This window comes from Roseateles sp. (assembly GCF_039595595.1).
Classification (GTDB): domain Bacteria; phylum Pseudomonadota; class Gammaproteobacteria; order Burkholderiales; family Burkholderiaceae_C; genus Roseateles.
Genome location: NZ_JBCNLG010000001.1, coordinates 425,382 through 449,460, shown reverse-complemented (window position 1 = coordinate 449,460; position 24,079 = coordinate 425,382). Strand labels below are relative to the sequence as shown.

The following is a 24,079-nucleotide window of genomic DNA, read 5'->3' as shown; positions in this document are numbered from 1 at the left end:
GCCGCTGACCCTCCTGCCCGCTCCCGCCCGCGGGCGAGGGAGTGGGAGGGGTCAGGCGTCTTCAGTGATCAGGTCGCTGAACAGCCGGTTGCCCCAGCGGCGCGGCCGGTAACCCGAGACCTTCTGCGCGATCGCGCGGATGTGATCCGGCGTCGTGCCGCAGCAGCCGCCGGCGATGTTCAGGAAGCCGGCCGCGGCGAACTCGCCCACCAGCCGGCCGGTCACGTCCGGCGTCTCGTCGAAGCCGGTCTCGCTCATCGGGTTGGGCAGGCCGGCGTTGGGGTAGCAGGAGATCGGGGTGTCGTCGGCCGCCTTCGAGAGTTCCTCGATGTAGGGCCGCATCAGCGCCGCGCCCAGCGCGCAGTTCAGGCCGATCGCCAGCGGCCGCGCATGCCGCACCGAGTGCCAGAACGCCGTCACCGTCTGGCCCGACAGGATGCGGCCCGACGCGTCGGTCACCGTGCCCGAGATGATCACCGGCAGGCGCTCGCCGGTGTCCTCCATCAGCTCGTCGACGGCGAAGATCGCCGCCTTGGCGTTCAGCGTGTCGAAGATGGTCTCGATCAGGAACAGGTCGACGCCGCCCTCCAGCATCGCCTTGGCCTGCTCGTAGTAGGCCGCGCGCAGCGTGTCGAAATCGATGTTGCGGGCGCCGGGGTCGTTGACGTCGGGGCTGATCGAGGCGGTGCGCGGCGTCGGGCCGAGCGCGCCCGCCGCGAAGCGCGGCTTGTCCGGCGTGCTGAAGGCGTCGCAGGCCTGGCGGGCCAGCCGCGCGGCCGCGACGTTCATCTCGTAGGCGTAGGCCTCCAGGCCGTAGTCCTCCTGCGCGACGGTGGTCGTGCCGAAGGTGTTGGTCTCGATGATGTCGGCACCGGCTTCCAGGTACTGCCGGTGGATTTCGCCGATGACCTCGGGCTTGGTCAGCACCAGCAGGTCGTTGTTGCCCTTCAGGTCCTTGGGGTGATCGGCGAAGCGGGTGCCGCGGAAGTCGGCCTCGGTCAGCTTGTAGCGCTGGATCATCGTGCCCATCGCGCCATCCAGCACGGCGATGCGTTGCGCCAGGATGCCGGGCAAGGCGGCGCCGCGGGTGTAGGCGATGGCGGGACGGACGGAAGTCGGGGCGTTCATGGGGAGCGATTGTAAAAAGTCGCGATCAGCCCCAGCCTTCTCATCCGCCAAAGACCTTCTTCAGGATCGCGCTGCCGGTGCCGACCGGATCCTGGCGGATCTTCTTCTCCTCCTGGCCGATCATGAAATAGAGCCCGTCCAGCGCCTTGCCGGTGACGTAGGACTGCAGGTTGGCGTCCTCCTTGCGGATCAGGCCGAAGCCCATCGCCTTGCCGGCCACGGCGTTGTACTTCTCGCTGAGCGACTGGCGCTCGGTCGCCCGGGTCACGATCGGCAGGAACTTCAGCGTCAGCGGCTCGCGGGTCTTTTCCTCGAAGAACTGCGTCACCGCGTTGTCGCCGCCGCGCACGACGCGCACCGCGTCCTCGACGCTGATGTTGCGCACGGTGCTGACCAGCAACTGGCGGGCTTCGGGCATCGCCTGCTCGGCGGCGCGGTTCATCGAGGTCACCAGCTCGTCGATGCGCCGGCCCTGGCCGGTGCTGCGCAGCAGCCGCGCGGCGTCCTTCAGCGCGCCGGGCAGCTCGATGCGCACCTGCGGATTGCCGAGGAAGCCATCGGTGCGTCCAAGGTTGGTCAGCGCCGCCTGGGCGCCGCGCTCCAGCGCCGCGCGCACGCCCGAGGCGGCATCGCCTTCGCTCAGGCTGAAGGCCATCGCCCAGGGCGAGGCGCAGCCCGCGCCCAGCAGCGCGATCAGCTCACGTCGAAGCAGGTTCATCGAGGTCTCCTTCATGGGGGGCCGCCGCGGCGGCATCTTCAACAGGTTCGGCATCCTCGGCAGAGCCAGCTGATTCCGCGAGGTCCATGTCGATGGCGCCGAAGGGGCCCGGGCCGTCGCCGAGCTTGAACTCGATGCGCAGACTGTCACCGGCCTCGAGCACGATCGCCTTGCCGATCAGGGGCGATCCCGCGCCAACGAGCGTCCCGGCGCGCAGCGGCCGGTTGCGGGCCGCCTCGGCGAGCAGGTCGCCGAAGGACCATTGCATGCCGGTCTTGGCGTCGACCACCGCCTGCTTGCGCCCATTGCGCATGAACTGCAGCTGCAGCGCCGCGCGGCCCAGGTACCAGGCACCGGGCAATTCGTCCGGGGTCAGCGCCACCGGCGCGAACTGCAGCGCGGGCCGGCTGTGCAGCGCGGGCCAGCCCTGGGCGAGTTCCTCCTGCTGCACGGGCCGCAGCACCCAGTCGCTCACCAGCATCAGCAGGCGGACCGATTCCAGCGCCTGCGACGGCACCGCGCCCTGCGCCAGGTCGCCGGTCAGCACGGCGAGCTGCGCCTCCGGCTCGAGGCCGGGCGCGCGCAGGTCCAGCGGCTCGGTGGGGCCGAGCAGCGCCTCCGCGCCACCGGCGCGCAGCAGCGGCGCGCTCAGGCGCTCCGGCCAGGCCAGGCCGCGCTCGCGCAGGGCCTTGCCGTGGTCGGGGTAGGCCTCGCCGGCGATCCAGCCGGCCAGCCGCGGCAACGGCGCCGCGCATTGCTTCGGATCGAAGGCGAATGCGTGCCGGGCGCGCCCCTGGTTGAGCTGCTGCGACAGCGCCTCCAGCTGCGGCGCCATGAAGTTCCAGTCGTCGAGCACCTGCTGCAGGCGCGTCGCGATGCCGTTGGCATAGCATGCCTGGCTCAGGTCGCGCGACACGACCACCAGTTGGCCGTCGCGGGACCCGTCGCGGTAGGTAGCGAGTTTCATTGTTGTGATCGGACAGTCATTCGTCGGGCGAGCGGTGGCGGCATTGTCGCCTCAGGACCGGGCCGCGCTCTCGCTGGCGCTGGCCGGCGCGCTGGCGCTGCACGCGGCCGCCTTGGGAGCGCTCCTGCCCCGCCCGGCACCGCGCGCGGTGCAGGCGCCGGCGGTGCTCGCGCGCCTGGCCGAGGCACCGCCCCCGCCTGTCGCCGAGCCCGCGCCAAAGCCGCGCGGATCGAAGCCGGACACGCGCCCCGCGCGCGAGCCCCGGTCCGGCGCCGTCGCCCTCGACGACGCCCTGTCCCGGCCTCCCCCCACGTCCCCGCCCGAGGCCCGGCCCGTGCCCGCGCTGCTCGCGCTGCCGCTGCGCGGTGAAGGCGCCCTCGCCTACGCGTTCGTCATCGACGGTCAAGCGGGCCAAGCCGCGCTGAGTTTCCGCATCGAGGACGGCCGCTATGAACTGAGCCTGGAGCGCCGCGCCGGTGATCGCGAACTCCCCGTCTGGCACAGCGAAGGCCGCGCCGGCGCGCAAGGCTTGCAGCCAGATCGGCATCGCGTGACGCGGCGGGGCCGCGAACGGGAGCTGCTGATCTTCGACCGCGATGCCGGACCGCCGCGTCTGCTCGTAGGCGGCCGTGCCGTGGCGATGCCGGCGGGCACGCAGGACCGGCTGTCGTGGTGGCTGCAGCTCGCCGCGATGATGGCGGCCGAGCCCGCGCCTCATCCCGGACTGCGGCTGCGCATACCGGTCGCCGGTCCGGCCGGCGTGCACGACTGGGATTTCGAGGTGATCGCGCGCGATGGCGACCGTTGGCTGCTGCGGCGGGACTGGTCTCGCGGGGCGGGCCAGGCGGCCCTGCAGTGGTCGGCCTGGCTGGACGGCCAGCGCGGATTCCTGCCGGTTGAACTGCGTTTCAGCCTGGACGACGACGAGCAGTGGGCGCTCCGCTTGCTGGAATGACGGCAAGGTCCCGCGCGCGTGCCGGATCGGTGACGGCAGTGTGCGCGCGCGTGACGATTCGTGAATCCGTGAAACCCTGTGCGCTTGGCACCACAAATGCATGGGCCCTCGCGCACCCGGTCCGGCAAGTTCTGCCACCATGGGGTCATGGCCTGGTTGGGAGCGATGGGCTTGAATCCATCGCGTCAGGCCATAACTCCTCAGCAAAGGAGTCCTTCATGCACATGCTCTACGACTCACCGAGCTACATCGTCGTCCAGTTCGATGTGCCGGTCGACCTGTCCCCCGGCGATGCCGCGCATGCCGCCCAGGCCGATCGCGTCCACCTGCCCGCGCTGCAGCGCGATGGCTTCGAGATCGTCGACAAGTTCACCCGCAAGGAAATCTTCATCGAGGGCGCGCTCGCCCAGACCTTCCAGGAAGGCGTCGAGGCGCTGATCGAGCAAGGTCCCGACGTCGATGACCTCGACGCCTTCATCGCGCAATACGCGAACCTGGGACAACAACCCGTCATCATGCATTGAGCCCGGCGAGGCTCGGGGCTTGTCCTGAGCCTGCCGCTGCGCCAAGATCGTGCGGCCGCGCACCGCCCTGGACCGCGCGGCAGGCGGCGCCCGGGTCCGGGGCCATGTCGTCACCGCTCGCCCGGAGCCCGCATCCGATCGACCCATGGCCAAGCGCGCGCCCGCACCGCTGCTGTCCCCGGGGCTGTCCGAGAGCCCGGTGCTGGATCGCATGTGCTCGCACTTCGTGCTGACGCTGACGGTCCGCCACGCCAACCGCTTCAATCCGCGCCGCGACCTCAGCGGCCTGCTGGCCCTCACTGCCCGCCACCTCGTCTGGCCTCCCGCCGTGCTGGCGCGGCTGCGCGCCTATCTCGCGCGGCGCTGCCAGGGGCACGCGCTGTGGGCCGGGCATGAACGGCTCGGCGACACTGCCTTCCTCGCCCGCCACGGCGTCTGGCGCGGTCCGTTCGCCGAGGCCACGCTGTTCTTCTACCTCGACGAATACATCAAGGACGCGCCCAAGGACCTGCTGGCGCTGCTGTCCTGCACCTGCGAGGCGCTCGAGCGCCAGCTGCAGAGCCAGTCCACGCTGGTCGAGCAGAACATCGACGTGCTGGGCCGCCTGCTGCAGCTCAATGCGGCGGAGCGCGCGCTGCTGCTCTACGGCACGCTGGCGCGCTACCAGCGCGAGCTGCGCGGCGCGCTGGTCGAGTTCAAGGTGAACACCGCGCAGGAGGCCTTCGCCGCGATCGCGGAAGTGGCCGGCGTCGATGCGCACGAGATCGCCGAGGCGCTGCGCGCGGGCTCGCGGCTGGAGCGCGTGGGCATGATCGAGAACCTGATCGCCGAGCACAACATCACCGACCTGTCCGACCTGATGAAGGTCAGCGAGCAGCTCCCGCCGGTGCTGATGCGCGCCTACGACGGCCCGCAGGATCTGATGGCGGTGTTCACGCGCCCGGTGGCGCCGAGCCCGTTGCAGCGGGCCGATTTCGACTTCATCGCCGAGGACCTGGGCATCCTCGCGACGCTGCTGCGCAATGCGGTCGCGCAGGGGCAGCACGGCGTCAACGTGCTGGTCTATGGCCCGCCCGGCACCGGCAAGACGGAGCTGGCCAAGGTCGCCGCGCGCGAGGCCGGCCTGACGCTCTACGAGGTCGAATACGCCGATCGCGACGGCAACGCGCTGAGCGGCCGGGACCGCTACCGCTCGCTGCAGATCAGCCAGGTCTTCCTGAAGGCGAGCCGCGACGTGGCGCTGCTGTTCGACGAAGTCGAGGACGTCTTCCCGCACCTGAGCGGCGACGCCGCGCACCTGATGGCGCGGCTGGACGCGGCGCTCGAGATGCCGGCGCCGATGGCGGTCAACGGCAAGGCGTGGGTCAACCAGATCCTGGAGAGCAATCCGGTCCCCGTGCTGTGGATCACCAACCGCATCGAGCACATCGATCCGGCCTTCCGGCGGCGCTTCCAGTACCACCTCGAGCTGACCTCGCCGCCGCCCGGCGCGCGGCTGGGCCTGGTGCGCAAGGCGCTGGAGGAACTGGCGGTGCCGGAGGGTTTCGCCGAGCGGCTGTCCGAACGCCGCGGCCTCACGCCGGCGCAGGTGCGCACCGCGGTGCGATTCGCGCGTCTGGCCGCGGCGCGGTCACCGGATGGCGCCGCGCCCGATGCCGCCGAGAACGAACGCCTCGTCAGCCGGCAGTTGCTGCATGCCGACAAGGCGCTCGGTCAGGGCGACGCGGCGCCGAAGGCGCGCCCGATGGCGCCGCGCTACTCGCTGGACCTGATCCATTGCGAATGCCGCTTCCCGCTGCCCCGGCTGATCGAGGCGCTGCGACGCCGCGGCATGGGCACGCTGTGCTTCCACGGGCCGCCGGGCAGCGGCAAGACCGCGCTGGCCGAGCACATCGCGTCGGAGCTGCAACGGCCGCTGATGGTGCGGCTGGCCAGTGACCTGATGTCCAAGTACGTCGGCGAGACCGAGCAGCACATGGCACGCATGTTCGAGGCCGCCGCCGCCGAGGGCGCGGTGCTGCTGCTCGACGAGGCCGACAGCTTCCTGCGCAGCCGCCGCATGGCGGAGCGGCATTACGAGGTGAGCGAGGTCAACGAGATGCTGGCGGGCATGGAGCGCTTCGCCGGGCTGTTCATCTGCACGACCAACGCGTTCGACGACCTCGACGAGGCGGCGTTGCGCCGGTTCGGCTTCAAGATCCGCTTCAAGCCGCTGCGGCCGGACCAGCGGCTGGCGATGTTCGAGCGCGAGCTCGGCACGCCGCCCTCGGCTGGACACGCGGACCGGCTGGGCCTGTTGGACCAGTTGACGCTGGGCGACTTCGCCGCGGTGCGGCAGCAGGCCGAGATCCTGGGCGAGGCCCTGTCGCCGGACGAGTTCATGACGCTGCTCGAGGCTGAACATCGGGTGAAGCCGGAGGTCCGGCAGCGCCGGCCGATGGGCTTCCGCGCCGGCGAGGCCTGACCCCGCAGCGCTCGCCCCGTCTTACCCCCTCGTCCCAGCGGGGAGTAGGAAGAGCCGAGCAGCGCAGTAGACCCCCTCGCCCCCGCAGGGGGAGAGGGAAGGGGAGAGGGGCCTCGTGCCCCAGCGCTGCTGCCCTTCGAAGCACCCCCTCTCCCCTGCCCTCTCCCCCCTCGCGGGGGGCGAGGGAGTTCTTGCCGGCAAAGTTGACGCTGCGGCCGCCTCCTTCCTGCCTCCTCGCGCCCGCCATGTTCTATGGCATCGTGCCGGCCATGCTGATTCCGCTTCTCTTCCGATGGCTCGCGCGACTGCGCCATGTGGCGCGCCGGGCAATGCTCCGGCCGCTGACCCTCGCGTTGCTGCTCGGCGCCGCGGCGCAAGCCGCTTCCGCCGCTCCTCCCGCCTCTCCTCCCGCGGCCGCCTCGGCGCCGAAGGCCAACTGCCCCGCCGAGCCCGCGCCGCTGCCCGCCGCGCGGCTGGCCGCGCAGGCCAAGGACCGCGGCCTGATGTGGACGCTGCGCCGCGACGGCCGCACCTCCTACCTCTATGCCAGCCTGCATGTCGGCCGTCCGGCCTGGGCCGCGCCCGGACCGCGCCTGAAGCGGGCGCTGGACGAGGTCGACGCCGTCGCGCTGGAACTCGATCCGCTGGACCGCGACGCGTGGAAGATGCCGCCGATGCCGGACCTGCCGCTGGAGCCCGCGCTGCGCAAGCGGCTCGACGCCCAGGCCGCCGCTGTATGCCTGGAGCCGCAGGCGCTCGCGGCGATGCACCCGCTGCTGCAGACCAGCACCTACATGCTGCTGCGCGCCCGATCGCTGGGACTGGACGTGCGCTACGGCCAGGAGATCCTGCTGAGCCAGTGGGCCCGCGATCGCGGCCTGCCGGTGCTCGCGCTGGAGACGCTGCAGGGCCAGCTCGAGGCGCTGCTGCCCGCCGACCCCGAGGCCGCGCGGCATGAACTGCACTCGAACCTGCGCCAGCTCGAACGTCCAAAGGCGCTGCTGCGCACGCTGGACGCGATGGTCGGCGTCTACGACCGCGGCGACCTCGCGCGGCTGAACCGTTATGCGGACTGGTGCGACTGCGTGACCGACGCCGCCGACCGCGCCGCGCTGCAGCGGATCAACGACGGCCGCAATCCGGCCCTCGCCGACCGGATCTCCGAACTGCATCAGCGCGGCCAGTCGCTGCTCGTGGCCGTGGGCGCCATGCACATGACCGGTCCGCAGTCGCTGCCCGCGCTGCTCCAGGCGCGTGGCTTCGAGGTAACCCTGATGCCGAGATCCGGATCGCGGTGACCGAGTTGCGGCACACTGAGCCGCTACCGCTTCGGCGCCCTCTTTCCCTCTGATCCCTCCCGCGGAGCCCTGCATCTTGGACCCCCTGCCGTCCTTTCTCCAATCGCTGTTCCTGGTGCCGCTGACGCTGCTGCCCATCATCAATCCCGTGGGCGTCGCCCCCATCGTCATCGGCGCGGCCGGCGGCGACGACAAGGTCCTCAAGCGGCTGTCGCGCCAGGTCGCGATCAACGGCTGGGTGGTGATCATGGTGTCGCTGCTGGTGGGCACCTATGTGCTGGACCTGTTCGGCATCTCGCTGCCGGTGGTGCGCGTGGGCGGCGGCCTGCTGGTCGCCTACAGCGCCTGGACCATGCTGACCCGCAACGAGACCGACGACGTCCAGACCGCCGTCGTGCACGCCTCGCCCAGCGACATCAGCGAGAGCGAGATCGTCCGCAGAAGCTTCTTCCCGATCACCTTCCCGCTGACGACCGGGCCCGGCTGCATCGCCGCGGCGATCGCGCTGGGCGCGCAGATCCCGCGCTCGCCGATCCCGTACGTGATGGGCGCCGGCATCGCGGCGATCGGCGCGGCATTCACCGCCGCCGTGGTCTATCTCGTCTACCGCAACGGCGGCCGGCTGCTGATGCGCATGGGCGAGATCGGCACGCTGGTCATGATGCGGCTGATGGCCTTCGTGCTGCTGTGCATCGGCATCCAGATCCTGTGGAGCGGCTGGGCCGACCTGAACCACATCCCGACCTGAACCGGTCCCCGCCCGGACGTAGGATCGAGCCCAGCGCCGCGCCGGACCGGCCGGGCGACCGAGGAGACACCATGGCGGACACCGACTTCAGCAGATTCGTTCCCGGCTTCGACTTCCTGCAAGGGTTGATGAAGAACGCCGGCGCGGCCATCCCGGGCTTCAACCAGTGGGTCGCGCCGACGCTGGACCCGCAGGAACTCGACAAGCGCATCGACGAGCTGCGCACGGTGCAGTTCTGGCTCGAACAGAACGCCCGCATGCTGGCCGCGACGATCCAGGCCCTGGAAGTGCAGCGGATGACGCTGTCCACGCTGCATGCGATGAACGTGCCGATGGCCGACCTCAAGGAAGTGCTGAAGACGCCGATGGCCGGCGCCCGGCCCGCGACGGCCGCCACGCCAGCGCCGGCCCGCGAGCCGGAGCCGGAGCCGAAACCGGTCAAGGCCCCCGCGCCCGCGGCGGCAGAACCCGGGCCGGAGGCCGCCACCAAGGCCGACGCCCCCGAGGCTTCCGGCAAGGCCGCGCCCAGGAGCCCGGCCGGCGCCGACCCGATGCAGTGGTGGAACGCCCTCACGCAGCAATTCACGCAGGTCGCGGCCAATGCGATGAAGACCGCTCAGAGCACCGCGGCGGCGGCCACCTCGGCCGCGACCAGCGCCGCGGCCGCGGTGAGGCCTGCGGCCCCAGCCGCACCGGCCGGCGCCAAGGAGGCCACGCGGGCCTCGACCAGGAACACCGCCAAGTCCTCTGCCAAATCCCCCGCCAAGTCCAACGCCAAGACGGCCACGGCACGTGCCGCCAAACCGGCGGCCACCTCCCCTGCGGCGCCCGCCGCCAAACCCGCCGCGGCCCGCAAGGCACCCGCCAGACGCAAGACTTCCTGAGCCTCGCGCCGTTGCCGCTCGAGGGCCGTACATGCCTCGCTTCCTCCAGGCTCACGCCACCCATCCCGATCCCCACATGGCGCTGGCGCTCGTCGGCGCGCAGCTGGACGCGCAGCGCGGCGACATGGCGCCGACGCTGGGCTTCCTCTACCTGACCCATCCCTACGCGGCGCAGGCCCAGGCGCTGCTGGACGAGGTCCGGTTGCGATGGCCCGGCTGCGGCTGGGTCGGCGCCTCGGCGCTCGCGGTCAGCGCCAGCGGCGTCGAGTACTTCGACGAACCGGCCCTGGTCGTCATGCTGTCCGACCTGCCGCGCGAGCAGTGGCGGGTGTTCTCCGGCCGCCAGCCGCTGCCCGCCGATGGCGACGCCCGCAGCCTGCTGCTGCACGCCGACGGCGCCGCGCCCGACCTGCAGGAGCTCATCGGCGAGCTGTCCCAGCGTTGCAGCAGCGGCTATCTCTTCGGCGGCCTGGTCAGCGGCGGCGGCGATGCCGTCCAGATCGCCGACGGCGTGTTCGAGGGCGGCCTGTCGGGCCTGGCGCTCGGTCCGCAGGTGCGCTGGATCTCACGCGTCAGCCAGGGCTGCCAGCCGCTGGGCCGCGAGCGCCGCGTCACCGCCTGCGACGGACCGCTGGTCACCGGGCTCGACGGCCAGCCGGCGCTCGATGCGCTGCTGGAGGACCTGAAGCTGCCCGCCTACACCGGCGAGTCCGGCGCGCTGCGTCAGGCGATGCCGCTGTTCCGGCGCACGCTGGCCGGCCTGAATGACGAGCCAGGCGCCCGGCGCGAGTACGGCCCCGAGGTGCGCGTGCGCCATCTCGTGGGTCTGGATCCGGCGCGGCGCGGCGTCGCCGTCGCGGAGCAGGTGCGCGAAGGCGAACTATTGAGCTTCTGCGAGCGTCATCCCGACGCGGCGCGGCGCGATCTGGTGCGCATCTGCACCGAGATCCGCGCCGAGGCCGAGGAACGCGGCGCCCGCATGGCCGGCGCGCTGTACTTCAGCTGCATCGGACGCGGCGGGCCGCACTTCGGCGCGCCGTCGGCCGAACTGCAATGGGTGCAGCACGCGCTGGGCGAGGTCCCGCTGGCCGGCTTCTTCGCCAATGGCGAGATCGCCCATGCCCGGCTCCATGGCTACACCGGCGTGCTGACCGTGTTCCTGGACTCCTGATGGCGGAGCGGCGCGACCTGCTGCACGCGGCCGCGGCCGCCACGCTCGGCGTGTCGCTGCCGGGCGCGGCGCGGGCGGCCCGCCAGCCGGCCGCTTCCGCGCCATCGCCCGGCCTGGCGCCCGAGCCCGCCACCGTCGTCTTCCCGCGCCACTTGCCGCAGCAGGACAAGCAGGTGGACTACTTCATCAGCCTGCTGCACGCGGCGCTGCAGCGCAGCGGCACGCGCTACGCGCTGATCCAGACGCAATCGGAGATGGTGCAGAGCCGCGCGCTGCTGGAGATGGCGAGCAACGAGCCCGGCATCGACGTGTTCTGGACCATGACCGACCCGCAGCGCGAGCAGACGCTGCTGCCGGTCCGGGTCCCGCTGGACCGCGGGCTGATCGGCTGGCGGCTGTGCCTGATGCGGGCCGCCGAGCGTGACCGGCTGGGCGCGGTGCGCGACCTGCGCGGCCTGGCGACGCTGATCGCCGGCCAGATGCACGACTGGCCCGACACCGCCGTGCTGCGCGCCAACGGCCTGCCGGTGCAGGTCAGCACGCATTACCAGGGCCTGTTCCAGATGCTGTCGCAAGGCCGCTTCGACTACTTCCCACGCTCGATCTTCGAGATCGACGCCGAACTCGCCAGCTTTGCCGACCAGGACCTGGTCATCGATCCCCACCTGCTGCTGTACTACCCGGCCGCGCTCTACATGTTCGTGCGTCCCGGGCGGCCGCGGCTGGCGGCGGACCTGGCCCGCGGCATGGAGGCGCTGGTCGTGGACGGCACGTTCGAGCGCCTGTCCCGGCAGCTCTTCGGCGATCTGGTCAGGCGCCACCGCATCGACCAGCGCCGCGTGCTGCGGCTGCGCAATCCGCTGCTGCCTCCGGCCACGCCGCTGGATCGCAAGGCCCTGTGGTGGCCGCTTCCCGGCTCGCGCTGAATGGCCGCCCCGCGCCGCCGCCGCGCCTCCCGCGCCGACGCCGCCCGGGTTCAGGCCCGAGTTCAGGCCCGGGTTCAGGTTGGAGTCAACGCGCGGGGCTACAGTTCGACGCCATGACCGCCGTCCTCCCTTCGACCCACCCGCCGCCCGGCGACCAGGCGGCGGCGCTGTCGGCCTTCCGCGCCGCACGCCGCGCGGCGCTGGTCCAGGCGCTCGGGTCGGTGCTGCCGCCGCACGCGCTGCTGTGGCAGGACGAGCAGACCCGCTCCTATGAATGCGACGGCCTCACCGCCTATCGCGAACGCCCGCTGGCCGTCGCGCTGCCCGAGACCGAGGCCCAGGTGGCCGGCGTGCTCAAGGCCTGTCATGGACTGGGCATGCCGGTCGTGGCGCGCGGCGCTGGCACCGGCCTGTCAGGCGGCGCGATGCCGCATGCGGAAGGGCTGACGCTGGCGCTGGCCAAGTTCAACCGGATCGTGTCCATCGACCCGCTGGCGCGCACCGCGCGGGTCCAGTGCGGCGTGCGCAACCTGGCGATTTCCGAAGCGGCCGCCGCGCACGGCCTCTACTACGCGCCCGATCCGAGCAGCCAGATCGCCTGCACGATCGGCGGCAACGTCGCCGAGAACTCCGGCGGCGTGCACTGCCTGAAGTACGGCCTGACGCTGCACAACGTGCTGAAGGTGCGCGGTTTCACCGTCGACGGAGAGCCGGTGGAATTCGGCTCCGAAGCGCTCGACGCGGCCGGGCTCGACCTGCTGAGCGTCGTGATCGGCAGCGAGGGCATGCTGGCGGTGGTGACCGAGGTCGTCGTCAAGCTGACGCCCAAGCCGCAGCTGGCGCGCTGCATCATGGCCAGCTTCGACGACCTGCGCCGCGCCGGCGACGCGGTGGCCGCGATCATCGCGGCCGGCATCATCCCGGCCGGGCTGGAGATGATGGACAAGCCGATGACGGCGGCGGTCGAGGACTTCGTCCATGCCGGCTACGACCTCGAGGCCGAGGCCATCCTGCTGTGCGAGAGCGACGGCACGCCGGAGGAGGTCGAGGAGGAGATCGGCCGCATGAGCGAGGTGCTGCGCGCCAGCGGCGCGACGCGGCTGGAGGTCAGCGAGACCGAAGCCCAGCGGCTGCGCTTCTGGAGCGGGCGCAAGAACGCGTTCCCGGCCTCGGGGCGGATCAGTCCGGACTACATGTGCATGGATTCGACCATCCCGCGCAAGCGGCTCGCCGACATCCTGCTGGCGATCCAGGAGATGGAGAAGAAGTACGCGCTGCGCTGCGCCAACGTCTTCCATGCCGGCGACGGCAACCTGCATCCGCTGATCCTGTTCGACGCCAATGACCCTGACCAGCTGCACCGCTGCGAGCGCTTCGGCGCGGACATCCTGGAGACCAGCGTCGCGATGGGCGGCACGGTGACGGGGGAGCACGGTGTCGGGGTGGAGAAACTCAACAGCATGTGCGTGCAGTTCTCGCCGGAGGAGCGCGAACAGATGCTGGCCTTGAAGCGGGCCTTCGACCCGCAGGGGCTGCTGAACCCCGGGAAGGTGATTCCGACGCTGCAGCGATGCGCCGAGTACGGCCGCATGCATGTGAAGCGGGGGGCGCTGCCCTTCCCTGATCTGGAGCGATTCTGATGACGGTGCGAGCAGGGGATTTCGGACACGCGGCGGTGACGGCGGCGCCGGCGCTCGACGCCGGGCAGACCGCGGCATTGCGGGCGATCCAGGACCGGATCCGGCAAGGCGGGCCGCTGCGCATTGCCGGCCATGGCAGCAAGGACTTCTATGGCGGACCGCTGACGCCGCCGGGCGCCGAAGGGCCATTGCCGGTGCTGTCCACGGCGGGACTGAGCGGCGTGCTGGCCTATGAACCGAGCGAGCTCTATCTCACCGCGCTGGCGGGCACGCCGCTGGCGGAGGTCGAGGCGCTGCTGGCCGGGCATGGGCAACACCTGGCGTTCGAGCCGCCGCGCTTTGTCGGCGCGGCCTCGGGCGGGACGGGGACGATCGGCGGCATGGTGGCGACCGGGCTCTCCGGGCCGGCGCGCGCGACGGCGGGCGCGGTGCGCGACCACGTGCTGGGCATGTCGATGCTCAATGGCGATGGCGAACTGCTGCATTTCGGCGGCACGGTGATGAAGAACGTGGCCGGCTACGACGTATCGCGGCTGATGGCGGGCGCGCTGGGCGTGCTGGGTTTCATCGCGCAGGTGACGCTGAAGGTGCTGCCGCTCCCGGCGGCCACCGCGACCTTGCGCTTCGAGTCCGGCCTGGACGAGGCGCTCGTGCGGATGAACCGCTGGGGCGGGCAGCCGCTGCCGATTTCCGCCACGGCCTGGTGGGATGGCGCGCTGGTGGTGCGGCTGTCGGGCGCCGCGGCGGCGGTGGCGGCCGCGAAGCGGCGTCTGGGCGGCGACGTGATTCCCGAGGCGATGGCGGCGCCGTTCTGGCAAGGCCTGCGCGACCAGAGCGACGAGTTCTTCCTCGGCGCCCGGCGGGCGGTGCAAGGGGGCGCGGCGCTGTGGCGCATCGCGGTCCCGGCGACCTCGCCGGCGATGACGCTGCACGGCGAACAACTGGTCGAATGGGGCGGCGCGCAGCGCTGGGTCGTGACGCCGATGGCGCCAGCGCAGCTGCGGGAGGTCGTCGCCGCGGCCGGCGGCCATGCGACGCTGTTCTATGCGAACGACAAATCGGCCGGGGCGTTCTCGCCGCTGGGGCCGCAGCTGACGCGGATCCACCGCGAGCTCAAGCGCCAGTTCGATCCGGCGGGGATCTTCAATCCCGGCCGGCTCTATCCGGATCTCTGACCCGGTCGACGACGTCACCCGCCAGCCCCCCGCCCGCACAATGCAAACCCACCTGGCTCCCGAGTTCCAAGGCACCCCGGAAGGCAGCGCCGCGGAGGCGATCCTGCGCCGCTGCGTCCATTGCGGCTTCTGCACGGCGACCTGCCCGACCTACCAGCTGCTGGGTGACGAGCTCGATAGCCCGCGCGGACGGATCTATCTGATCAAGCAGGTGCTCGAAGGCGCGCCGCCAACCGCCGCGACCCAGCAGCACCTGGACCGCTGCCTGACCTGCCGCAACTGCGAAAGCACCTGTCCGTCCGGCGTCCAGTACGGCCAGCTCGTGGAGATCGGCCGCCAGGTCGTCGAGGCCAAGGTCGAACGCCCGCGCGAGGAGCGCCTCAAGCGCTGGCTGCTCAAGGAGGGGCTGACCTCGCCCCTGTTCACGCCGGCGCTGCGGCTGGGCCAGGCGATGCGGCCGCTGGTCCCCGCCGCGCTGAAGGACAAGGTCCCGCCACGCCCGGACGCCCGCGCGTTCCAGTGGCCGCGGCGCGAGCATCCGCGCAAGGTGCTGATGCTGCTCGGCTGCGTGCAGCCGGCCATGATGCCCAACATCAACGCGGCCACCGCCCGGGTCCTGGACGCCGCCGGCGTGCAGACGCTGGTCGCCGATGAAGCCGGTTGCTGCGGCGCGATCCGCGCCCACTTGAACGACCATCATGGCGGGCTCGACGACGCCCGGCGCAACATCGACGCCTGGTGGCCGATGGTCGACGGCCATGGCGGCGAGGTCGAGGCCCTCGTCATGAACGCGTCCGGCTGCGGGGTCCAGGTCAAGGACTACGGCCGCCTGCTGGCCCACGATCCGGACTACGCCGACAAGGCCGCCCGGGTTTCCGCGCTGACCCGCGACCTGAGCGAGTTCCTCCCGGCGCTGGCCGGGACGCTGCGCTCGCGCCTTGGGCAGACCGCGTCCGGACCGCGGCCCAAGCTCGCCTACCACCCGCCCTGCACGCTGCAGCACGGCCAGCAGCTGCGCGGTGGCGTCGAAGGGCTCATGCGCGAACTCGGGTTCGAGATTGACGTCGCGCCTGCCGAAAGCCACCTGTGCTGCGGCTCCGCCGGCACGTATTCCGTGCTGCAACCCGTGCTGTCCAAGCAGTTGCGGGATCGCAAGCTCCAGGCGCTGGGTCCGCTCGCCGCGGACACGATCGTCTCCGCCAACATCGGCTGCATCCAGCACCTGCAATCGGGCACCGGCACGCCGGTACGCCACTGGATCGAGGTCCTCGACGAGGCGCTGGGGGCCTGAGCGTCGCATCGGCGCATCACTCTCCTCGAAAACATCTCCCACTTGAGGAGGAGTTCTCACTGTCCGCGCACCGCCAAGGGCAAACCCGGGCATGCGCATTGCCTGCGGCCCGCACAATCGCGCTCAATAACAGGAGGGGAGCGCGTCAAGCGATCCAACCAGAAAGCGAAAGAGGCCGGTCACCGTGTGGTGACCGGCCTTTTTTCCGTCCCGAGCGGCTTGGCGGCCACGGATACTCCACTGTCACACTTCCTTCATTCGGCTTCGCCCGAAGCCCGATCCGCCATGACCCTGACCCGTCGCACCTGGCTGCTGGCCCCCGTCCTGGCCGCGCTGGCCGCCTGCAGTTCCGCTCCCCCTTCCGCCCCTGCTTCCACGCCGGCCGCGGCGCCCACCGCCTCCGCCCAGGCAAGTCCCGGCCCCCTCGCGGCGAAGAATCCGCCGAGACTGGTGGTCTTCATGGTGATCGACGGCCTGCCGATCCGGCAGGTGCTGGGCTACCGCGACCAGTTGCAGCCGGACGGCTTCAAGCGCTTCCTCGACCGCGGCGCCTGGTTTGCCAACGCCTACTACGGCCACGGCTACACGGTCACCGCCGCCGGCCACTCGATCATGCTGAGCGGCGCCTATCCGCAGCGCAGCGGCATCATCGGCAACGAGTGGCGCGATCCGGTGACCGGCGAGCCGGAGTACAACACCGCCGATCCGCGCTACCAGTACATCGGCAACAAGACCGAGCCGCTGGCCGGCACCAGCCCCAGGAACTACAAGGTCGAAACGGTGGGCGACGTGCTGCGCACCCTCCGGCCGGGGTCCAAGGTGATCGGCATCTCCGGCAAGGACCGCGGCGCGATCCTGCCGGCCGGCCACAAGGGCACCGCCTACATGTTCATGAGCGGGACCGGCCAGTTCGCGTCGTCCACCTATTACATGGACAAGCATCCGGCCTGGGTCGACGCCTTCAACGCGGCCAAGCCGGCCGACCGGTTCTTCGGCAAGACCTGGGCGCCGATGCTGCCCGAGGCCGCCTACGCCCGCAGCGCGCCGGACGGCCAGCCCTGGCAGGCCAACAGCGGCAACGGCAACAGGCTCCCGGCCGTGCTCGGCGCCGGCATGGACGGCCCCGGACCGCGCTTCTACGGCAACATCCTGCCCTCGCCGTTCGGCGATGAACTGACGCTGGACTTCGCCCGCGCCGCGATCGAGGGCGAGCAGCTCGGCACCGACGACCAGACCGACATCCTGTCGGTGAGCTTGTCCAGCCACGACTACATCAACCACGCCTTCGGCCCGGAGTCGCGCCTGTCGCACGACCACTTCCTGCATCTGGACGCCTCGCTGCAGGCCTGGTTCAAGTACCTCGACGCCAAGGTCGGGCCTGACAACTACATCGCCGTGCTGACCGCCGACCACGGTTTCACCGACACCCCTGAATGGGCGAAGTCGCAAGGCCGCGACGCTGGCCGGATCAATCCCGCGCAGGCGGTGACCTTCGTCAACGCCGGGCTGGCGAAGCAGTTCGGGGAGGGCCGCTGGGTGGTCGGCCTGTCGGGCACCGGACTGATCTTCGACGAGGCGGCCATCCGGGCCAAGGGCCTCCAGGCCGACGACGTCTACGCCGCCGCGAAGGCGCTGGTCGAGCAGGTCGATGGCGTGCAGGCCGCGTTCACACGCGCCCAGCTCGCGGGCACCGACACCGCCACTCCCTACCTCGAGCAGATGCGCAAGTCCTGGTATCCCGGCATCGCCGCGCCGCTGCAGGTCGTGCCCAAGCCGGGCTGGATGTTCAGCTCCCGCATGACCGGCACCACCCATGGCAGCCCCTACGAAGCCGACACCCACGTGCCGCTGCTGACCTGGGGCCCGGGCTGGGTCGGCCAGGGCCGCATCGAGCAGCGTGTCGAGATGGTCGACCTCGCGCCGACGCTGAGCGCGATCCTGCACATCCCGGCGCCCCGCCAGGCGCAAGGCAAGCTGCTGCCGCTGCCAGCGCAATAAGGCAAGCAGGCCCAAAGGGGGACGGCGTCAGCCAGCCGTACGGCGAATCCCCCCGTTCAGCGCATCCACCCGCCACCGAAGCGGTGGTGGGATGCGCCTGACAAATGGCTGCGGTAGGCTGGCCGGTCTCGCAGAAATGACAGGGAGACCGCCGTGTTTGGCTGGTTCGAAAAACTCGTCGACCCTTTTCCGCAAAGCCCGGCCCCGCAGCCGCCCAAGGGCTTCTTCGCGTTCGTGTGGGCCGGCTCTCACGGCATGCGCAAGCTGGTGCTGGTGCTGGTCGTCCTGACGGCCGCCATCGGCGCCTTCGAGGCGCTGCTGTTCTCGATGCTGGGCTCGGTCGTGGACTGGCTCAGCCAGGTGCCGCCATCCCAGTGGTGGTCGACGCAGCAGGACAAGTTGCTGCTGCTGGGCGGCATCCTGCTGGCCAGCCCGCTGCTGATCGCCCTGCAGGCGATGAGCAAATATCAGGGCCTGTCCAGCAACTTCCCGATGCGGCTGCGCTGGAACTTCCACCGGCACCTGCTCGCGCAGAGCATGAGCTTCTATCAGGACGAGTTCGCCGGCCGCGTCTCGGCCAAGCTGATGCAGACCGCGCTGGCGGTGCGCGAGTGCTGGCTGATCGTCACCGACATCCTGGTCTTCATCACGATCTACTTCGTGACGATGCTGGGCGTCGTCGGCAGCTTCGACACGACGCTGCTGATCCCGTTCCTGGGCTGGCTGGCCTGCTACCTGGTCGCGCTGGTCGTCTTCGTGCCGCGGCTGGGCAAGGCCGCCGCCGCGCAGGCCGATGCGCGCAGCCTGATGACCGGCCGCGTCACCGACGCCTACACCAACATCAGCACCGTCAAGCTGTTCTCGCATTCGAACCGCGAGGCCGGCTTCGCGCGCGGCGCGATGCAGGACTTCCTGGGAACGGCCTACCGCCAGATGCGGCTGATCAGCGCCTTCGAGATCGTCAACCACGCGCTGTCGATGGGCCTGATCGCCGCCACCGCGGGCATGACGGTATGGCTGTGGACGCAGGGGCAGGTCGGCATCGGCGCGGTCGCCGCGGCCACCGCGATGGCGCTGCGGCTCAATGGCATCTCGCACTGGATCATGTGGGAGATGGCCAGCCTGTTCGAGAACATCGGCACCGTGCAGGACGGCATCACGACGCTGTCGCGCCCGATCGCGATCCAGGACGCCGCCGGCGCGACGGCGCTGGACGTCACTCGCGGCGAAGTGCGCTTCGAGCATGTCGACTTCAGCTACGGCGGCCGCAAGACGGTGCTGCACGACCTGACGCTGACGATCCGGCCCGGCGAGAAGATCGGCGTGGTCGGGCGCTCGGGCGCCGGCAAATCGACGCTGGTGAATCTGCTGCTGCGCTTCTATGACATCGACAAGGGCCGCGTGCTCATCGACGGCCAGGACATCGCGACGGTGACGCAGGACAGCCTGAGACGCCAGGTGGGGATGGTCACGCAGGACACCTCGCTGCTGCATCGCTCGGTGCGGGACAACCTGATGTACGGCCGCCCCGACGCGACCGAGGCCGAGATGCGGGCCGCAGCCGAGCGTGCGGAGGCGCAGGACTTCATCGAAGGTCTGACCGACCCGAAGGGGCGTCAGGGCTACGACGCCCACGTGGGCGAGCGCGGCGTGAAGCTGTCCGGCGGGCAGCGCCAGCGCATCGCCATCGCCCGCGTGATGCTGAAGGACGCGCCCATCCTGCTGCTCGACGAGGCGACCAGCGCGCTGGACTCCGAGGTGGAGGCCGCGATCCAGCGCAGCCTGTACCGGCTGATGGAGGGCAAGACGGTGGTGGCGATCGCGCACCGGCTGTCGACCATCGCGGCGATGGACCGGCTGATCGTGATGGACCAGGGCCGCATCGTCGAGCAGGGCGACCATGCCTCGCTACTGGCGCAGGGTGGCCTGTACGCGAAGCTGTGGGCGCACCAGAGCGGTGGTTTCCTGGTCGAGGAGGATCTGGACGAGGCGCCCGGCGGCGCGCCGGCGCCACATCGCAGCGGCGGAGGCGGCCAGCTGGCCAGCGACGACCGTGACGTGGTGCACGACGAGCTGGACTGACGCGGTCCGGCGCTGTCGCCGGAACAGGGGCTGCGGGCATGGCGCGTTCGGCTCAGCGCGACGCACCGGCCGACGGTCATGCCCGTTCTGAGCGAGATGGATCAACGGCTTCATCGTAAGCCGGCGCTGACTTATCCGTCGAATGGCGGACACCGCACGCCACCCGTTCAAGGGGTTCGGCGGGGTATCCGGGTGAGGGCTTGTATGAAACACTGCGCTGGCAGGTCGGACGGGAGCGCCGATCCGCTTGAGCGTCCGCCCTTTCCGGGGCGCGTGCACCACGAAAGCTGAGCATATGGACCACAGCAGCGACACCACCCCGCAGTCTTCGGCCACGCTGGCGCCCGCCGCTGGATCCGTCGTCTCGCAGCGCCGCCGCCGCTTCATCCAGGCGGGCGTGGTGCCGGTCGGTCTGACGCTGGCCAGCCGTCCGGCGATGGCCTGGCACTGCAACACGACCTCGGCCTGGGGTTCGGCGGTTCTGCGCAATGGCGGCGCCAGCGTGCAGGCCCGCGCTGACCAGGCGGTGATCAACAACACCGAGTGCTGGACCATCACCAACTGGAACAACAACTCCGGACGCTCGTCGGTGCGCGGTGGCACCGCGCCGTGGACCCTGGTCATCAACACCTGGTACGCGGGCAAGAGCCTGGCCTATGCGCGCAACAGCCTGACGGTGGCCAAGGTGTATCCGGGCGGCTTGAAGACCGTCAGCAGCACGGCCAAGGTGTCCGATCTGCTGAAGAATGATCCGGGCGGCTACGGCACGATGATGCTGGTGGCCCGGCTGAACACGCTGTTCGCCGGCAACAACGTCGCGCAATGCGTCGTGTCGTCGACGGGCCAGGACATGCTGGTGCAAATGGCGTCGCAAGGCCCCGACGTCTTCAAGCCGGCCAACTCGACCGGCGCAGCCTGGACGGCGACCGACTTCCGGAACTACCTGTACGGCAACTGGCTCGTGTCCGTCTGATGGCTGGACCGGCCTGGCACTGCAGGCAATCGCTGAATGACGTGCTGCTCGCCTGGGAAGGCGAACAGCACGCTGTCTATTTCGACCCCGAGAGCGGGGACACCCACCTGATCGCCGCGCTCGGTGCGCAACTGGCCGAATGGCTGGCCGATGGTCCGCTTGATCGCGATCAGCTGACGCAACGGCTCGCACGCGAGGTCGACTGGGACGAGCCGCCCTCGCCCGAGGCGCTGTCCGAGATCCTCGACCTGCACCTGCGCCGGCTGGCCGAGATCCACCTGTTGAGCGAGGACCCGGCGCAGGAGCCCAGCGCTTGAAGCTGCAGGACATCGGCATCGAGGGGCTGCGGGCCCGGATGCGAGGCGGCGGCCTGACGCTCAGGCTCTCGCCGTTCACCGTGCGCGTGCGGTCCGACATTCCGCATCTGGCGGCCGACGTCGCGGCGATGTATCACGACTTCGAACTCGCCGGCGAGAACGACTTCGTCGACTTCCACGTCGCCGTGCTGCGCAGTTCGCACTGGCTGAGCCGGCTGCAGGGCCGCGCCGAGTTCTGGTTCGACGGCCAGCGCTCGTTCACCCCGCTGCCAGCCGCGCAGGCGTTGACGATGCTCGAGTGGGGCATCAACTGGTGCATCGCCGCTCACGCCCATCAATACCTGCTGATCCATGCGGCCGTGCTCGAGCGCGGCGGCCGCGCACTGCTGATGCCGGCGCCTCCCGGCTCGGGCAAGAGCACACTGTGCGCCGCGCTGGCGCATCGCGGCTGGCGGCTGCTGTCCGACGAACTCGGCCTGCTCGACATGACGACCGGCCTGGTGCACGGCATGGCGCGGCCGATCAATCTCAAGAACGCCTCGATCCCGCTGATCCGGGCCTTCGCGCCGGAGGCGGTCTTCAGCGCCTCGATGCCGAACACCTCGAAGGGCACCGTCGCGCTGGTGCGCGCGCCGCGGGCGTCGATCCAGGCGCGCCTGACGCCGGCGCGTCCGGCCTGGGTCGTGCTGCCGGCCTGGCGCGCCGAGTCGCCCGCCGCGCTGATGCCGATCGAGCGCGCCCAGGCCTTCATGGGGCTCGCGGAGCAGTCGTTCAACTACGACGTGCACGGCCAGGCCGGGTTCCAGGCGCTGGGCCGGCTCGTCGGGAGCTGCGGCTGCTACCGCTTCGAGTACAGCCGCCTTGACGAGGCGCTGACCCATTTCGACCGGCTCGCCGAGGCCGCCCCCGCTTCGGCGCCGGATCCCTTGCCGGAGCACGCGCGATGAGCGCCGAGCGCCGCCGCCCGCTGCTGGTCCGGGTGCTGCTGCAGCCCGCGGTGGCCGTTGGCCTGAGCCTGACCGACTGGGACTTGCTGCTGCGCCAGGCGCGGCGTTCCAACCTCGCCGGCAAGCTGGCCGAGCAGATGGAACGCGGCGGCTGGCTCGACAGCCTGCCCGAGCCGGTGCGTCCGCATCTGCGTGCGGCGCTGCTGCTGTCGCGGCGGCAGGCACAGATGCTGCGCCGGGAGGTCGACCTGCTGCGCCGGACGCTGGCCGAGCTGCCCGGGCCGCTGATCCTGCTCAAGGGCGCGGCCTATGTGCTCGGCGGCCACGCGCCGGCGCCGGGCCGGATGTTCAGCGACATCGATCTGCTGATCCCCCTCGAACAGCTGCCGCGCTGCGAGACCACGCTGCTGGTCCATGGGTGGGACTTCGACGAGGGGCTGGACGCCTACGACCAGCGCTACTACCGCGACTGGATGCATGAACTGCCGCCGCTGCATCACAAGCGGCGCGGCACCTCGCTGGATCTGCACCATGCGTTGCTGCCGCCGACGGCGCGCACGCCGCTGGACAGCCGGGCGCTGTTCGATGCGCCGCGGGCCTTGCCGGGATTTCCGGGCGTGTTCGAGCTGCCGCCCGAGGACATGCTCCTGCACAGCGCCGCGCATCTGTTCCATGAGGGTGAGTTGCCCAACGGGCTGCGGGACCTGTTCGATCTGGACGCGCTGCTGCGCGAGTTCGGTGCGATCGACGGCTTCTGGCCGAGATTGACGGCGCGGGCGCGGCGCATCGGTCTGACGCGTCCGCTGTGGCTGGCGCTGAGGTACACGCGGATGCTGCTGGATACGCCGTGGCCGGACGCGCTGCTGGAGGAACTCGGACCGCCGCCGGGCACGCTCGCGTTGCGGCTGCTGGATGCGTGTTACCGGCGCGCGCTCCGGCCAGCGCACGACAGCTGCCGGCTGCCGGGGCATGAGCTCGCGGAAGCGGCGCTCTATGTGCGCTCCCATTGGCTGCGGATGCCATTCGGGCTGCTGGCGCGGCATCTCTTGCGCAAGGCGTGGACACGGATGACGGCCACCCCCGAAGTTCCGAAGGTCGACACCCCCTGATGGACGCCCTCTCCTCCTGAAGGGGCAGAGGGGAACAACGCAGGGGGACAACGCAGTGGACCCGGCGGGGCGGGCGCGGCCATTGCCGCAGAGCCAGGAGCCTTCGCTTATGCTCGCTCCCCATGAACCGACCCAAGCCTTTCTCCATGATCCGCGAGTTCCATCTGGCGGACTGGTTCACCCTGGGCAACGCCTTCTGCGGCGTCGGCGCGCTGTTTTCCGTGATGACCTTCCTGCAGACCGGGCTGACGCTGCACCTCTATTACGCCTGCGCCCTGATCCCCGCCGCGCTGGTCTTCGACGTGCTGGACGGCCGCATCGCGCGGTGGCGCCAGAAGAGCTCCGCGATGGGGCGCGAGCTGGACTCGCTGGCCGACGTGATCTCGTTCGGCGTCGCGCCGGCGGTCATCGCCTACGGCTGCGGCATGCAGGGCCTGTGGGACCGCATCGTGCTGGGCTTCTTCGTCGCCTGCGGCGTCTCGCGCCTGGCCCGCTACAACATCACCGCCGAGTCCTTCTCCGGCGGCAGCGACAAGGTCGCCTACTTCGAGGGCACGCCGATTCCGACCTCGCTGCTGCTGGTCATCGTGCTGTGGATCGCGGCCTGGCAAGGCGCGATCGGCGAGGCGCTCTGGTTCGGCAGCGTCAAGCTGGGCGGCTTCACGCTGCATCCGCTGGTGCTGCTGTTCGCGATCTCGGGCTCGCTGATGATCAGCCGGATCCGCATTCCCAAGCTCTGACCCACGCTCCGGCCACCGGGACGG

Annotated in this window: 21 protein-coding genes; 18 read left to right on the top strand and 3 right to left on the bottom strand. The window is 70.8% G+C overall.

Annotated elements, in window-relative coordinates; genetic code table 11:
* Positions 1 to 51: 51 nt before the first annotated feature.
* From ABDW61_RS02025 to ABDW61_RS02015, 3 genes are read right to left on the bottom strand one after another with little or no spacing between them, the layout of a single operon-like run.
* Positions 52 to 1,128: a homocysteine S-methyltransferase family protein gene (locus ABDW61_RS02025; RefSeq protein WP_343635692.1), complete on the bottom strand. Its 1,077-nt coding sequence runs from the start codon at positions 1,126 to 1,128 to the stop codon at positions 52 to 54.
* Positions 1,129 to 1,168: 40 nt separating this feature from the next.
* The gene (locus ABDW61_RS02020; protein ID WP_343635690.1) at positions 1,169 to 1,846 is read right to left on the bottom strand and encodes a DUF4197 domain-containing protein; all 678 of its coding nucleotides are present in this window, start codon (positions 1,844 to 1,846) and stop codon (positions 1,169 to 1,171) included.
* Positions 1,827 to 2,813, bottom strand: coding sequence for a fumarylacetoacetate hydrolase family protein (locus ABDW61_RS02015; protein ID WP_343635688.1), 987 nt, complete (start codon positions 2,811 to 2,813; stop codon positions 1,827 to 1,829). The genes ABDW61_RS02020 and ABDW61_RS02015 overlap by 20 nt, the downstream gene beginning before the upstream one ends.
* Positions 2,814 to 2,856: 43 nt before the next feature.
* Here ABDW61_RS02015 and ABDW61_RS02010 point away from each other — a divergent pair, with 43 nt between their 5' ends.
* The 18 genes from ABDW61_RS02010 (at position 2,857) to pssA (ending at position 24,055) form a co-directional block, all read left to right on the top strand.
* The gene (locus tag ABDW61_RS02010) at positions 2,857 to 3,768 is read left to right on the top strand and encodes a hypothetical protein (RefSeq protein ID WP_343635686.1); all 912 of its coding nucleotides are present in this window, start codon (positions 2,857 to 2,859) and stop codon (positions 3,766 to 3,768) included.
* Positions 3,769 to 3,986: 218 nt separating this feature from the next.
* Positions 3,987 to 4,292, top strand: a complete 306-nt coding sequence (locus tag ABDW61_RS02005; protein ID WP_343635684.1) for a DUF3567 domain-containing protein — start codon at positions 3,987 to 3,989, stop codon at positions 4,290 to 4,292.
* Between the two features lie 145 nt (positions 4,293 to 4,437).
* On the top strand, positions 4,438 to 6,756 hold the full coding sequence (locus ABDW61_RS02000) for an AAA family ATPase (protein WP_343635682.1): 2,319 nt from the start codon (positions 4,438 to 4,440) through the stop codon (positions 6,754 to 6,756).
* A 269-nt stretch (positions 6,757 to 7,025) separates the two neighbouring features.
* A complete protein-coding gene (locus ABDW61_RS01995) occupies positions 7,026 to 8,054 on the top strand; it encodes a TraB/GumN family protein (RefSeq protein WP_343635680.1) in 1,029 nt (342 codons plus the stop codon).
* 76 nt (positions 8,055 to 8,130) lie between these two features.
* Positions 8,131 to 8,802, top strand: a complete 672-nt coding sequence (locus ABDW61_RS01990) for a MarC family protein (protein ID WP_343635678.1) — start codon at positions 8,131 to 8,133, stop codon at positions 8,800 to 8,802.
* 71 nt (positions 8,803 to 8,873) lie between these two features.
* Positions 8,874 to 9,686, top strand: a complete 813-nt coding sequence (locus tag ABDW61_RS01985; RefSeq protein WP_343635676.1) for a PhaM family polyhydroxyalkanoate granule multifunctional regulatory protein — start codon at positions 8,874 to 8,876, stop codon at positions 9,684 to 9,686.
* 31 nt (positions 9,687 to 9,717) lie between these two features.
* On the top strand, positions 9,718 to 10,857 hold the full coding sequence (locus ABDW61_RS01980; protein ID WP_343635674.1) for an FIST C-terminal domain-containing protein: 1,140 nt from the start codon (positions 9,718 to 9,720) through the stop codon (positions 10,855 to 10,857).
* Positions 10,857 to 11,783 (top strand): hypothetical protein, encoded by a 927-nt coding sequence (locus ABDW61_RS01975; RefSeq protein ID WP_343635672.1) that lies wholly within the window; start codon positions 10,857 to 10,859, stop codon positions 11,781 to 11,783. Before ABDW61_RS01980 ends, ABDW61_RS01975 begins: the two co-directional genes overlap by 1 nt.
* A 113-nt stretch (positions 11,784 to 11,896) precedes the next feature.
* Positions 11,897 to 13,423, top strand: coding sequence for an FAD-linked oxidase C-terminal domain-containing protein (locus ABDW61_RS01970; protein ID WP_343635670.1), 1,527 nt, complete (start codon positions 11,897 to 11,899; stop codon positions 13,421 to 13,423).
* Positions 13,423 to 14,598 carry a glycolate oxidase subunit GlcE gene (gene glcE, locus ABDW61_RS01965; RefSeq protein WP_343635668.1) on the top strand — a complete coding sequence of 392 codons (1,176 nt, stop codon included), beginning with the start codon at positions 13,423 to 13,425 and terminating at the stop codon, positions 14,596 to 14,598. Before ABDW61_RS01970 ends, glcE begins: the two co-directional genes overlap by 1 nt.
* Before the next feature lie 40 nt (positions 14,599 to 14,638).
* On the top strand, positions 14,639 to 15,889 hold the full coding sequence (gene glcF, locus ABDW61_RS01960) for a glycolate oxidase subunit GlcF (RefSeq protein ID WP_343635666.1): 1,251 nt from the start codon (positions 14,639 to 14,641) through the stop codon (positions 15,887 to 15,889).
* 285 nt (positions 15,890 to 16,174) lie between these two features.
* Positions 16,175 to 17,887 (top strand): alkaline phosphatase family protein, encoded by a 1,713-nt coding sequence (locus ABDW61_RS01955; RefSeq protein WP_343635664.1) that lies wholly within the window; start codon positions 16,175 to 16,177, stop codon positions 17,885 to 17,887.
* A gap of 153 nt (positions 17,888 to 18,040) precedes the next feature.
* Positions 18,041 to 19,969, top strand: coding sequence for an ABC transporter ATP-binding protein (locus ABDW61_RS01950; RefSeq protein WP_343635662.1), 1,929 nt, complete (start codon positions 18,041 to 18,043; stop codon positions 19,967 to 19,969).
* 295 nt (positions 19,970 to 20,264) lie between these two features.
* Positions 20,265 to 20,942: a hypothetical protein gene (locus tag ABDW61_RS01945; protein WP_343635660.1), complete on the top strand. Its 678-nt coding sequence runs from the start codon at positions 20,265 to 20,267 to the stop codon at positions 20,940 to 20,942.
* A complete protein-coding gene (locus tag ABDW61_RS01940) occupies positions 20,942 to 21,259 on the top strand; it encodes an HPr-rel-A system PqqD family peptide chaperone (protein ID WP_343635658.1) in 318 nt (105 codons plus the stop codon). The genes ABDW61_RS01945 and ABDW61_RS01940 overlap by 1 nt, the downstream gene beginning before the upstream one ends.
* On the top strand, positions 21,256 to 22,206 hold the full coding sequence (locus tag ABDW61_RS01935) for an HprK-related kinase A (protein ID WP_343635656.1): 951 nt from the start codon (positions 21,256 to 21,258) through the stop codon (positions 22,204 to 22,206). The genes ABDW61_RS01940 and ABDW61_RS01935 overlap by 4 nt, the downstream gene beginning before the upstream one ends.
* Positions 22,203 to 23,315, top strand: coding sequence for a nucleotidyltransferase family protein (locus tag ABDW61_RS01930; RefSeq protein ID WP_343635654.1), 1,113 nt, complete (start codon positions 22,203 to 22,205; stop codon positions 23,313 to 23,315). Before ABDW61_RS01935 ends, ABDW61_RS01930 begins: the two co-directional genes overlap by 4 nt.
* A gap of 122 nt (positions 23,316 to 23,437) precedes the next feature.
* The gene (gene pssA / locus ABDW61_RS01925; RefSeq protein WP_343635652.1) at positions 23,438 to 24,055 is read left to right on the top strand and encodes a CDP-diacylglycerol--serine O-phosphatidyltransferase; all 618 of its coding nucleotides are present in this window, start codon (positions 23,438 to 23,440) and stop codon (positions 24,053 to 24,055) included.
* The last annotated feature ends 24 nt before the right edge of the window (positions 24,056 to 24,079 follow it).